At 52.0% G+C, this 10,954-nt stretch carries 11 protein-coding genes and 1 tRNA gene; 3 read left to right on the top strand and 9 right to left on the bottom strand.

Features of this window, described 5'->3' with window-relative positions:
• Positions 1-32 precede the first annotated feature (32 nt).
• Entirely contained in the window at positions 33-923 is an 891-nt protein-coding gene (gene ilvY, locus GF617_RS15295) for an HTH-type transcriptional activator IlvY (RefSeq protein WP_203452019.1), read from the top strand.
• On the opposite strand, the gene ilvA is transcribed toward ilvY, so the two are convergent.
• The 7 genes from ilvA to ilvL form a co-directional block, all read right to left on the bottom strand.
• Positions 920-2,464: a threonine ammonia-lyase, biosynthetic gene (gene ilvA / locus GF617_RS15300; protein ID WP_181623858.1), complete on the bottom strand. Its 1,545-nt coding sequence runs from the start codon at positions 2,462-2,464 to the stop codon at positions 920-922. The genes ilvY and ilvA overlap by 4 nt on opposite strands.
• A 2-nt stretch (positions 2,465-2,466) precedes the next feature.
• On the bottom strand, positions 2,467-4,317 hold the full coding sequence (gene ilvD / locus GF617_RS15305) for a dihydroxy-acid dehydratase (protein ID WP_181621433.1): 1,851 nt from the start codon (positions 4,315-4,317) through the stop codon (positions 2,467-2,469).
• 60 nt (positions 4,318-4,377) lie between these two features.
• Positions 4,378-5,307: a branched-chain-amino-acid transaminase gene (ilvE, locus tag GF617_RS15310; RefSeq protein WP_181621435.1), complete on the bottom strand. Its 930-nt coding sequence runs from the start codon at positions 5,305-5,307 to the stop codon at positions 4,378-4,380.
• 18 nt (positions 5,308-5,325) lie between these two features.
• Complete coding sequence (gene ilvM / locus GF617_RS15315) at positions 5,326-5,589, bottom strand: acetolactate synthase 2 small subunit (RefSeq protein WP_181621436.1); 264 nt, start codon at positions 5,587-5,589, stop codon at positions 5,326-5,328.
• A complete protein-coding gene (ilvG, locus tag GF617_RS15320; protein ID WP_181621437.1) occupies positions 5,586-7,232 on the bottom strand; it encodes an acetolactate synthase 2 catalytic subunit in 1,647 nt (548 codons plus the stop codon). Before ilvG ends, ilvM begins: the two co-directional genes overlap by 4 nt.
• A 2-nt stretch (positions 7,233-7,234) precedes the next feature.
• Entirely contained in the window at positions 7,235-7,285 is a 51-nt protein-coding gene (gene ilvX / locus GF617_RS15325) for a peptide IlvX (RefSeq protein WP_166792073.1), read from the bottom strand.
• A gap of 86 nt (positions 7,286-7,371) precedes the next feature.
• Positions 7,372-7,470 (bottom strand): ilv operon leader peptide, encoded by a 99-nt coding sequence (gene ilvL / locus GF617_RS15330; protein WP_071824223.1) that lies wholly within the window; start codon positions 7,468-7,470, stop codon positions 7,372-7,374.
• 342 nt (positions 7,471-7,812) lie between these two features.
• Between ilvL and GF617_RS15335 the strand changes: the two genes are divergently transcribed.
• Positions 7,813-9,333, top strand: coding sequence for a YifB family Mg chelatase-like AAA ATPase (locus GF617_RS15335; protein ID WP_181621438.1), 1,521 nt, complete (start codon positions 7,813-7,815; stop codon positions 9,331-9,333).
• Between the two features lie 39 nt (positions 9,334-9,372).
• Here the strand turns inward: GF617_RS15335 and GF617_RS15340 are convergent, their stop codons facing one another.
• Entirely contained in the window at positions 9,373-9,711 is a 339-nt protein-coding gene (locus GF617_RS15340) for a DUF413 domain-containing protein (RefSeq protein ID WP_181621439.1), read from the bottom strand.
• 118 nt (positions 9,712-9,829) lie between these two features.
• Here GF617_RS15340 and hdfR point away from each other — a divergent pair, with 118 nt between their 5' ends.
• A complete protein-coding gene (gene hdfR, locus GF617_RS15345) occupies positions 9,830-10,651 on the top strand; it encodes an HTH-type transcriptional regulator HdfR (protein WP_181621440.1) in 822 nt (273 codons plus the stop codon).
• 101 nt (positions 10,652-10,752) lie between these two features.
• On the opposite strand, the gene GF617_RS15350 is transcribed toward hdfR, so the two are convergent.
• A tRNA-Trp gene (locus tag GF617_RS15350) sits at positions 10,753-10,828 on the bottom strand.
• Positions 10,829-10,954 lie beyond the last annotated feature (126 nt).

Genomic DNA, 10,954 nt, shown 5'->3' on the forward strand with positions numbered 1-10,954 from the left:
TTTATGCAATATAAAACGGTGGGGTGGAATCGGTGGATTTACGCGATCTAAAAATGTTTCTGCATCTGACGGAAAGCCGTCACTTTGGCCGCAGCGCCCGGGCGATGCACGTCAGCCCTTCAACACTTTCTCGCCAGATCCAGCGTCTGGAAGAGGATCTCGGCCAGCCGTTATTCGTCCGCGACAACCGCACCGTAACCCTCACAGAAGCCGGTGAAGAACTTCGCACTTTCGCCCAGCAAACCCTGCTGCAATACCAGCAGTTACGTCACACCATCGACCAGCAGGGTCCCTCGCTCTCTGGCGAACTCCATATTTTCTGTTCAGTCACCGCCGCCTACAGCCACCTGCCGCCGATTCTTGACCGCTTTCGTGCCGAGCATCCCTCCGTGGAAATCAAACTCACCACCGGTGATGCTGCCGATGCGATGGAAAAAGTCGTGACGGGTGAAGCGGATCTCGCCATTGCGGGGAAACCGGAAACGCTGCCGGGCGCAGTGGCATTTTCAATGCTGGAAAACCTGGCGGTAGTGTTGATCGCACCGGCTCTGCCTTGCCCGGTACGCAATCAGGTCTCTGTAGAAAAACCAGACTGGTCAACCGTGCCTTTTATCATGGCCGACCAGGGGCCTGTTCGCCGTCGAATTGAGCTGTGGTTCCGTCGCCAGAAAATCAGTAATCCATCCATCTACGCCACCGTGGGAGGCCATGAGGCGATAGTATCAATGGTCGCACTCGGCTGCGGCGTGGCGCTGCTGCCAGAAGTCGTGCTGGAAAATAGCCCTGAACCGGTGCGCAATCGTGTGATGATACTGGATCGCAGCGACGAAAAAACACCGTTTGAGCTTGGTGTGTGCGCACAAAAAAAGCGGCTACAGGAGCCGCTTATTGACGCATTCTGGCAAATCCTGCCAAATCACTAACCCGCAAGAAAGAACCTGAATGCCGGGTTATGAGTCTCATCGTGACAATCATAGCCCAGCTCGTTCAGCCGCGTTTCAAAATCCGGTTCGTGTTCACCCAGTTCGAAAGCTGCCAGCACGCGACCGTAATCCGTACCGTGGCTACGGTAGTGGAACAGAGAGATGTTCCAGTGCGTGCCCAGCGTATGCAGGAACTTAAGCAATGCACCCGGTGATTCCGGGAACTCAAAGCTGAACAAACGTTCCTGTAACGGTTTCGACGGACGCCCACCCACCATGTAGCGGACATGGAGCTTCGCCATTTCATCGTCAGACAGATCCACCACGCTGTAACCGCCTTCGTGCAGTAAGCTGAGGATCTCTTTACGCTCTTCCAGACCACGGCTCAGGCGCACACCGACAAAAATGCAGGCATCTTTAGCATCGGCAAACCGGTAGTTAAACTCCGTCACCGAACGCCCACCCAGCAACTGGCAGAATTTCAGGAAACTGCCCTTCTCTTCAGGGATGGTCACGGCCAACAACGCTTCACGCTGCTCGCCCAGCTCGCAACGCTCTGAAACGTAACGCAGACCATGGAAATTAACATTCGCCCCAGACAACACATGTGCCAGCCGTTCGCCACGTATGTTGTGTTGAGCAACGTATTTTTTCATTCCTGCCAGGGCAAGCGCGCCTGAAGGCTCCGCCACCGCACGAACGTCCTCGAACAGATCTTTCATTGCGGCACAAATAGCATCGCTATCGACGGTGATGATGTCGTCAAGATACTCCTGGCACAGACGGAAGGTCTCATCGCCGATGCGTTTGACTGCTACACCTTCAGCAAATAACCCCACACGCGGCAGATCTACCGGATGCCCGGCGTCCAGGGCTGCTTTCAGGCAGGCTGAATCTTCAGCTTCCACAGCAATCACTTTGATTTGCGGCATCAACTGTTTGATCAGCACTGCGACACCCGCCGCCAGGCCACCACCACCTACCGGGACAAACACCCGATCGAGATGAGCATCTTGCTGAAGCAGTTCAAGCGCCAGCGTACCTTGTCCGGCAATCACCATCGGGTGATCAAAAGGAGGAACCCAGGTAAAACCCTGCTGCTGCGCCAGCTCAATAGCCTTTGCTTTCGCTTCGTCGAAATTGGCCCCGTGGAGTAAGACCTCACCACCAAAACCACGCACAGCATCGACTTTAATATCGGCTGTCGCCACTGGCATGACGATCAGGGCTTTCAGCCCCAAACGCGAGGAGGAGAACGCAACACCCTGAGCGTGATTGCCTGCCGAGGCCGTAATAACGCCTCGTGCTTTTTGCTCATCAGTCAGCCCTGCCATCATCGCGTATGCCCCGCGCAGCTTGAAGCTATGGACTGGCTGGCGGTCTTCACGCTTCACCAGAATCACGTTATCGAGGCGTGACGAGAGCTTTTCCATTTTCTGCAGCGGTGTAACTTGCACTGCTTCGTAGACCGGCGCACGTAGCACCGCCCGGAGATATTCCGCCCCCTCAGGGGCGGCGGATAAGGGTTGTGATTCGGCCATCATTAGCCCCCAAGTTTGGATTTATCGCGCACCGCACCTTTATCTGCACTGGTGGCAAGGCTGGCATAAGCACGCAGAGCAAAGGAAACTTCACGCTGACGATCTTTCGGCGTCCAGGCTTTATCACCTCGCGCCTCTTGCGCTTCACGGCGGGCTGCAATTTCCTGATCGCTCAGTTTCAACTGGATACCGCGGTTTGGAATATCGATTTCAATCAGGTCGCCATCTTCGATAATCGCGATATTGCCGCCGCTTGCGGCTTCTGGAGAGACGTGACCAATAGAAAGTCCAGATGTGCCGCCAGAAAAACGACCGTCAGTGATCAATGCACAGGCTTTGCCGAGCCCCATCGATTTCAGGAAGGTGGTTGGGTAGAGCATTTCCTGCATCCCCGGCCCGCCTTTTGGCCCTTCGTAGCGGATCACCACGACATCACCGGCCACCACTTTACCGCCGAGAATGGCTTCAACCGCGTCGTCCTGGCTTTCATACACTTTCGCCGGCCCGGTAAATTTCAGGATGCTGTCATCCACACCCGCCGTTTTGACGATGCAGCCGTTTTCCGCGAAGTTGCCGTACAGAACTGCCAGGCCGCCATCTTTGCTGTACGCATGTTCCAGTGAACGGATGCACCCTTCAGCACGATCGTCATCCAGCGTGTCCCAGCGGCAATCTTGTGAGAACGCCTGGGTTGTACGGATGCCAGCTGGGCCCGCACGGAACATCTTTTTCACCGCATCGTCTTTAGTCAGCATCACATCGTATTGGTCCAGCGACTCTGGCAGCGTCAGACCGAGTACGTTTTTCACTTCACGGTTCATCAACCCGGCACGATCCAATTCCCCCAAAATACCCAACACGCCACCGGCACGATGGACGTCTTCCATATGGTATTTCTGGGTACTTGGCGCAACTTTACACAACTGTGGCACTTTGCGGGAGAGTTTGTCGATATCGCTCATGGTGAAGTCGATTTCCGCTTCCTGCGCAGCAGCCAGCAAGTGCAGAACGGTGTTGGTGGAACCGCCCATGGCGATATCCAGCGTCATGGCGTTTTCAAATGCAGATTTGCTGGCGATATTACGCGGCAGCGCACTTTCATCATCTTGCTCGTAGTAACGTTTGGTCAGTTCAACAATGCGTTTACCGGCATTAAGGAACAGCTGTTTACGATCGGCGTGCGTAGCCAGCAGTGAACCGTTACCCGGCTGAGACAAACCTAACGCTTCTGTCAGACAGTTCATGGAGTTGGCGGTGAACATACCGGAACACGAACCGCAGGTCGGACAGGCAGAGCGTTCCACTTGCTCGCTTTGTTCATCAGACACTTTCGGGTCCGCGCCCTGAATCATCGCATCGACAAGGTCAAGCTTGATGATTTTATCGGAGAGCTTGGTTTTACCCGCCTCCATTGGACCACCAGAGACAAAGATGACAGGAATGTTCAGACGCAGAGAGGCCATCAGCATCCCTGGGGTGATTTTGTCACAGTTGGAGATACAGACCATCGCATCGGCACAGTGGGCGTTGACCATGTACTCGACCGAGTCGGCGATCAACTCGCGCGACGGCAGTGAATAAAGCATGCCCCCGTGGCCCATCGCGATACCGTCATCCACAGCGATGGTGTTGAACTCCTTCGCCACACCGCCAGAGGCTTCGATTTGCTCCGCAACCAATTTACCCAAATCGCGCAGGTGTACGTGGCCGGGAACAAACTGGGTAAAGGAGTTCACCACAGCGATAATCGGTTTGCCAAAATCGGCGTCGGTCATTCCGGTAGCGCGCCACAGCGCGCGGGCTCCCGCCATATTACGACCGTGGGTGGTGGTGGCAGAACGATACTTAGGCATGCTTTATTTACTCCCGTCTATCTATTAAATGGGACGGTGCGTGCCGTCCCATATTTATACTTAGTGATTAACCTGATCCAACCAGCCGTATTTATCTTCCGTTTCACCGGTAAAGAGGCCAAAGAATGCTTGCTGAATACGCTTCGTTACAGGGCCACAACGACCTTCACCAACCTGGATGCCATCGACGCTACGTACCGGGGTGATTTCTGCCGCCGTACCGGACATGAAGACTTCGTCCGCCAGATAGAGCGATTCACGTGACAGCACTTGCTCACGCACTTCGATATTCAAATCTTTTGCCAGCTTGATGATCGCATCACGAGTGATACCTGGCAGCGCAGAGGAGGTGAATGGCGGTGTGAACAGAATGCCATCTTTCACTTCGAACAGGTTTTCACCCGCACCTTCAGAGATATAGCCATTTACATCCAGAGCGATACCTTCCTGATAGCCATGACGACGCGCTTCACTGCCAACCAGCAGTGAGGAGAGGTAGTTGCCACCGGCTTTTGCCGCCGTTGGGATGGTATTTGGCGCGACACGATTCCAGGAAGAAACCATTGCGTCGATCCCCTGATCCAGTGCTTCAGCACCCAGGTAGGCGCCCCACGGGAACGCGGCAATGATCACATCCGTGGTGTAGCCCGCTGGCGGGTTAACGCCCATGCCCACATCACCGACAAACACCAATGGACGGATGTAGGCGCTGGTCAGGTTGTTTTTGCGAATCACTTCGCGGCACGCTTCCATCAGCTCATCAACGCTTTGGGAAACCGGGAAACGATAAATTTTGGCTGAGTCATGCAGACGTTGCATGTGTTCACGATGGCGGAACACCACTGGTCCTTTGTGAGAGTCGTAGCAACGGATGCCTTCGAATACAGACGTACCGTAATGCAGCGCATGGGACATCACGTGGACTTTCGCGTCCTCCCAGCGAACCATCTCACCATTGAACCAAATGTAATCAGCTTTTTTCGTCGTCATTTTTTCTTCCTGTCACGCTTAAGCGCGGATTTGTTGTGATGTGGTTGTGCTCTGACAGATGGCTACATGTGCAACATCTACCAGTTTAGTTAACTGACTAAACAGTAAGTCGACCGACCGTGGACTGGCAACGGTCAATTCGATATTTATGTTCTGTGCATCGGTGGCAGTTTCCATATTCATGGAACAGATCTGAAAGCCACGGTGGCGAACCACACGTAATACACGTTCTAACGTTTCCGGATTGAAGCGTGCCTGCACGGCGACCTGATGTTGCATCATGATAATTTCTCCAGCATTTGTGAGTTACTCGCACCTGGTGGGACTAACGGCCAGACATTCTCAAGTTCGTCGATTGAGACATGAAGCAGATAAGGCCCTTCGCTTGACAGCATGGTGTCGAGTGCCGCTTCAACCTGGTCTTTACGAGTGATGTGCTGACCAGGGATGCCAAAGGCGCTGGCCAGGACGAGAAAATCGGGATTATCGGTGAGTGTGGTTTCGCTATATCGCTCCTGGAAAAACAGCTGCTGCCACTGGCGAACCATGCCAAGACGTTGGTTATCGAGTAAGACGATTTTCAGTGGCAACTGTTTGCGTTTAACCGTACCCAGTTCCTGAACATTCATCATGAACGAACCATCACCGGAGATGCAGATAACAGTATCGTTCGGGCGAGCGACCTGTGCACCAACGGCAGCCGGTAAGCCGAAACCCATGGTCCCTAAACCGCTAGAGGTGATGAAGTTTTCCGGGCGCGTATAGGTCATATGCTGTGCCGACCACATCTGGTGCTGGCCCACATCCGTGGTGACAACACTGTCAGCAGGTTTGCGATCCGACAGTTGCTTCAGCAACAACGGGGCGTAGATAGCCTCACCGGGGTGGTCATAACGCCAGGCGTGTTCAGTGCGCATATCTGCCGCATGTTGACGCCACTCAGTGATCTCCAGTGGCTGCTGCAATGCAGGTAATAACACATTCAGATCGCCCTGCAGGGCCACATGAACCTGGCGCAATTTGTTCATTTCGGCCGGGTCGATATCCATATGGATGACTTTTGCATTCGGTGCGAAAGTGTTCAGTTTTCCGGTTACGCGATCATCAAAACGCGCGCCAACTGCAATGAGCAGGTCACATTCCTGAACCGCCAGGTTTGCCGCTTTTGTCCCGTGCATCCCCAGCATCCCCAGATAGTACGGATACTCAGCATCCACCGCACCCAGACCTTTGAGGGTACAGGTAGTAGGCATTTGCGTAACGGCAATAAACTCTCGCAATGCAGGAACAGCCTGCGCCATTCCTACACCACCACCAATGTACAGAATCGGTTGTTGGGCCTGAGCCAGCATCTGGCGAGCGGCATCAACATCGGCATGAAGGAACGTATCGCTATCTTCGACAGTGGAGAAATGCGGCTCCAGTTCACCCAGTGCAACCTGAACATCTTTAGGTATATCAATTAAAACGGGGCCCGGACGACCAGAGTTAGCGATTTGGAAGGCTTCTGCCATCACGCGCGGCAACTCATCCAGAGACTGAACAAGGAAGCTGTGTTTAGTACATGCCAGTGACAAACCGAGCACATCAACTTCCTGAAACGCATCCGTTCCGATTAACGGTGATGCGACCTGGCCGGTAATGGCAACAACGGGAACAGAATCAAGCAGAGCATCAGCCAGGCCGGTGATCAGGTTTGTCGCACCGGGGCCCGACGTCGCCATACAAACACCCGTTTTCCCGGTGGCTCGGGCATAGCCAATAGCCGCCATGGCTGCGCCTTGCTCATGCCGGCACAACAGGTGTTCCACGCCGCCGTCATACAATGCATCGTAAATCGGCATAATTGCGCCACCCGGATAACCGAATACGGTTTCAACTCCCTGCGCGCGCAACGCATGTACTACCCACTGTGCCCCATTCATAGTCAGTTCCCCGTCATAAATCTGGAGAAACAGAATTTTGTGCTAGTTGTCATTCTCTGCTCCTCATTTAAGTTTTTTAGTCATAAAAAAACCCCCGGACCTTTCGGTGCGGGGGTCTTAGTTCGTTAAGGCTTGATTTCTAAGCCTTTCCTTGTCCAAGTGCAGCCCCGCACGGTGGGATAATAATCACCACCACGCTAATCACGACCAGGCTAATCACTCGTAGAAGGGCTGTCATTTTCAGTTCTTTTTGCATCTTGTTCGAAGGAATACCTAAAGAGTTATCACAGATATGAAATCAAACACAAGTTTTATTTATGAAAACTTTATTTAGCATGCAAATAATTATGCAAAAAATCGTTGTTTTATATGAAAAAAATTGAAAATGAATTTTTTTCATTTTTTGACTGAGCCATTCGCTGTCAAAACATTCCGTTATTCATTGCTGCGAGAAGGATTCCATTCTCATGCAACTTTTACACTTTGCTGTCAAAAATCAGGAATGCGCGCCGTAAATCAGCAAACTTGCAGTGAATAACAGAAAACTACAGTGGCATAGTAGCTATATCAGGAGGTACTTATGTCACTGTCAGTTGTTTATACCCGTGCCGCAATTGGTGTGAGGGCCCCACTTATTTCTGTTGAAGTTCATTTGAGTAATGGGCTGCCAGGGCTGACGCTTGTTGGATTACCGGAAACCACAGTGAAAGAGGCAAGGGATCGCGTGCGCAGTGCAATCATCAATAGCGGTTATACCTTCCCGGCCAGGAAAATCACCATCAACCTGGCACCGGCTGATTTGCCCAAAGAGGGAGGGCGATATGATTTACCTATCGCGATTGCGCTCCTCGCTGCCTCTGAGCAATTGAACACAACAAGGCTAGGCTCGTATGAGTTTATCGGTGAACTGGCGCTTACAGGCGCGCTAAGAGGCGTTCCCGGCGCAATTTCTGGCGCTCTTGAAGCAATACAAGCAGGACGACAAATCATCGTCGCCAATGAAAATGCTTCAGAAGTGAGCCTTATTGCTGAGAAAGGCTGCCTGATAGCTGGGCACTTACAGGAAGTTTGTGCGTATCTGGAAGGACGACACGAGTTGGCCGAACCGGAAGAGTGCGATGAAATATTGCCGGATGCTCCAGAGAATCTCAGCGACATCCTGGGTCAGGAGCAAGGCAAGCGCGCGCTAGAAATTACGGCTGCAGGTGGGCACAACCTTCTGCTGATAGGCCCACCGGGCACAGGTAAAACCATGTTGGCGAGCCGCCTCTGTGGCCTACTCCCACCACTGAATAATCGTGAAGCTCTCGAAAGCGCCGCAATCTTCAGCTTGGTCAGTTCAGCATCTCTGCACAAACAGTGGCGCCGCCGACCTTTTCGATCTCCACACCACAGCGCCTCTCTTGCGGCGATGGTCGGCGGAGGAGCAATACCCGGCCCTGGCGAAATTTCTCTGGCACACAATGGAATATTGTTTCTTGATGAACTGCCCGAGTTTGAACGACGCGTATTAGATGCGCTACGTGAACCGATTGAATCTGGACAGATTCATATCTCCCGTACGAGAGCCAAAATTAGCTATCCCGCTCAATTTCAGTTGGTTGCCGCGATGAACCCTAGCCCCACGGGACACTACCAGGGCAATCATAATCGTTGTACACCTGAACAGACACTCCGCTATCTGGGAAAACTATCAGGTCCTTTCCTCGACAGGTTCGATTTGTCTCTGGAAATCCCTCTTCCACCACCGGGCTTACTGAGACAGACACACGTCAGGGGAGAAAGCACGTCGCAGGTACGCGACAGGGTCGTCATCGCGCAGGCAAGGCAATATACCCGTCAGCACAAACTAAATGCCCGCCTTGATAACGCAGAAATCAGGCAGTTTTGCCCTCTCAAGGCTGAGGATGCATGCTGGCTGGAAGAAACGCTGACTCGGTTTGGACTTTCAATCCGCGCATGGCAACGTTTGTTGAAGGTCGCGCGAACTATCGCTGATGTCGAAGGTTGCCCTGATATTAAAAGACAGCATCTTCAGGAAGCATTGAGCTATAGAGCAATTGATCGTTTACTGCTGCATCTGCAAAAGATACTGGCGTAAAAAAGGGGCCGTAGCCCCTCTTTTCATTTCATCGCAGCATTAATCATCTGACTCGGTATAATCTTCAGCACCTTCCATCTGCGGCTTACCACCAGACAGGGTATGGAAGCGCTTAGGACGCTTGATACGTGCCATGTATTTGATCCACACACGTTCCGCTTCAGATTCCGGCTCGCGTTCGCCACGGCAAACGGCAACAAACTGTTTTTCGTCTTCCGTTTCAGGTTCGCGTTTTCCCAGATCTAACTCGTTAAAGGCATAACCATGACGCTCAAGCAGTTGTGCCTCTTTGATGGTGAAATCACCATGGCGAGAGAACCCGCGCGGATAATTTTTATTGTCGAAAAAACGATTAATTGTCGTAAAGCTTTCCGCCATCCTACACGCTCCTAATTCTTTGGCCGAGCTATTTATGGCGCGGAGTATTAGTTACGCTTGACAGAGCGTCAAACAAAACATTTAAATCATAACGACAAATAATTTTGCGGAGAAAGATGTGGATACGGAATTGCTAAAAACTTTCCTGGAAGTGAGCAGAACACGTCACTTTGGACGAGCAGCTGAAGCACTCTACCTGACACAGTCAGCGGTCAGTTTTCGTATTCGCCAGTTGGAAAATCAACTGGGGGTGAATCTTTTTACCCGCCATCGCAACAATATCCGCCTAACACCTGCGGGTGAGAAACTCTTGCCTTATGCAGAAACGTTGATGAACACCTGGCAAGCGGCACGAAAAGAGGTTGCACATACCTCACAGCACAATGAGTTTTCGATTGGGGCGAGTGCCTCACTATGGGAATGCATGCTCAGTCAATGGCTTACACGATTATATCAAACGCACAATCATCTACAGTTTGAGGCTCGAATTGCCCAGCGTCAGTCCCTTGTTAAACAATTGCATGAGCGTCAGCTGGATCTTCTGATCACTACAGAAGCCCCCAAAATGGACGAATTTAGTAGCCAAATTGCTGGTCAATTTAGCCTGGCGCTTTATGCCTCTGAGCCCTCAACGATGAAGGCAGATCGCAATTATCTACGCATGGAATGGGGGCCAGATTTCCAGCAACATGAGACTGGATTGATTGCCAGTGATGATGTGCCAAAACTGACAACCAGTTCTGCTGAGATAGCTTGTCAGCAACTTGGTCTGCTGAACGGTTGCACCTGGTTGCCGACGCGTTGGGCCGAAAAGAAACCTGAGTTGCATGCTGTCATCGATTCCTCGACACTTTCAAGACCGCTTTATGCAGTATGGCTACAGAACAGTGACAAGCAATCTCAGATAAAAGATCTGCTAAAAATCAACATACTGGATTAATGTCACGGAGCTGCAAGGACGCAGACAGTAAATAAGGAAAGGGTAGCTTTCATCATTTTTTAGGCAAAAAAAATCCTTTGCCTAAGCAAAGGATTATTATATGGCAGGGGCGGAGAGACTCGAACTCGCGACACCCGGTTTTGGAGACCGGTGCTCTACCAACTGAGCTACGCCCCTAAATCTTCTTGCCATTAAGCCTGCTATTCAGCAGGCTTAATTTTTAATAAGTGGCGGAACGGACGGGACTCGAACCCGCGACCCCCTGCGTGACAGGCAGGTATTCTAACCGACTGAACTACCGCT

The sequence above is a fragment of the Lelliottia sp. RWM.1 genome (genome assembly GCF_016859735.1).
Classification (GTDB): Bacteria; Pseudomonadota; Gammaproteobacteria; order Enterobacterales; family Enterobacteriaceae; genus Enterobacter.